General features: G+C 67.6%; 2 pseudogenes. Both read left to right on the top strand.

Features of this window, described 5'->3' with window-relative positions:
* Positions 1-938, top strand: a pseudogene (locus tag JCM19049_RS13645) (thiamine pyrophosphate-dependent enzyme); the annotation flags it as partial.
* A gap of 1 nt (position 939) precedes the next feature.
* Positions 940-1,616, top strand: a pseudogene (locus tag JCM19049_RS13640) (alpha-ketoacid dehydrogenase subunit beta); the annotation flags it as partial.

The following is a 1,616-nucleotide window of genomic DNA, read 5'->3' as shown; positions in this document are numbered from 1 at the left end:
CGGGTCAACGACCAGAACTCGGCCCTGGTCCGCCAGGGCCGCATGGCCGTCTACCCCTCCAGCCACGGGCAGGAGGCCTGCCAGGTCGCTGCCGCGCTGTGCCTGCAGGATGGCGACTGGCTTTTCCCGACCTATCGGGACTCGGTGGCGGTGATGACCAAGGGCGTGGCCCCGATGGAGGTCATGACCAGCTTCCGCGGCGAATGGCACTGCGGCTATGACCCGAAGCAGTACCAGGTGGCCCCGATGTCCACCCCGCTGACCACCCAGCTGCTGCACGCGGTGGGTGTTGCCCACGCCGCAAAGCTGCGCGGGAGAACACCGTGGTGGTGGCCATGTGCGGCGACGGCGCGACCAGTGAAGGCGACTTCCATGAGGCCCTGAACTTCGCCGCCGTGTTCAACCTGCCGGTGATCTTCTTCGTGCAGAACAACAAGTACGCCATCTCCGTGCCGCTTTCCCAGCAGTCGGTTGCCCCGTCGCTGGCCCACAAGGCCGTGGGCTACGGCATGGCCGGCGAACGCGTGGACGGCAACGACCTGATCGCACTGATGGCCGTCATGGGCCGCGCCGTGCGCCTGGCCCGCGAGGCTCCGGCCCGCTGATGATCGAGGCCCACACCTATCGCATGCAGCGCACACCAACGCCGATGACGACAAGCGCTACCGCGAGGACGCGGAGGTGGCCGAATGGGTGGCCAAGGATCCGGTCAAGCGCATGGAAGCCTACCTGGCCGACTCCGGGCTGCTGGAGTCCGAGGCCACGCAGCGGATCACCGACCACGCCGAAACCGTGGCCAAGACCCTGCGCGACGGATGAACCAGGACGCGGACACCGACCCGCTGGAGCTGTTCAACCACGTGTATTCGACCCCCACCGCCCAGCTGAAGGAACAGTCCGCACTGCTGGCCGACGAACTAGCCCGCGAGGAGGCATAAGGTGACTGCAACCGCATCAGCCGAGAACGGCAACGTCAGCGCCGAAACCGCACACGCCGCCGCAGCCAAGGCCGCGGCCAACCAGCCGGTGACCTTCGGCAAGCCCTGAACACCGCCCTGGCCGACGCGCTGAGCGCGGATGAGTCGGTGGTCATCTTCGGCGAGGACGTCGGAGTGCTTGGCGGGGTCTTCCGCATCACCGACGGGCTGACCGCCCGGTTCGGTTCCCACCGCTGCTTTGACACCCCGCTGGCCGAATCGGGCATCGTGGGCATGGCCGTGGGCATGGCCATGAATGAGATGCGCCCGGTGATTGAGATGCAGTTCGACGCATTCGCCTACCCGGCCTTCGAACAGATCGCCTCGCACGTGGCCAAGATGCGCAACCGCACCCAGGGCCGCCTGCCGCTGCCGATGGTCATCCGCATCCCCTACGCCGGCGGCGTGGGCGGGGTGGAGCACCACTGCGACTCCTCCGAGGCCTACTACGCCCACACCCCGGGCTGAAGGTCTTCACCCCCTCCACCGTGCAGGACGCCTACCTGATGCTGCGCGAGGCCATCGACTCCCCGGACCCGGTGGTGTTCTTTGAGCCGAAGAAGCTGTACTGGACCAAGGACCAGGTGGACCTGGAGGGACCTGGCCCGGCAGTACGAGGCGCAGCGCGCGGCGAAGACC

This window comes from Arthrobacter sp. JCM 19049, assembly GCF_001310435.1.
Note: the sequence above shows the minus strand (reverse complement) of the source record. Positions and strands in the feature narration are given on the sequence as shown.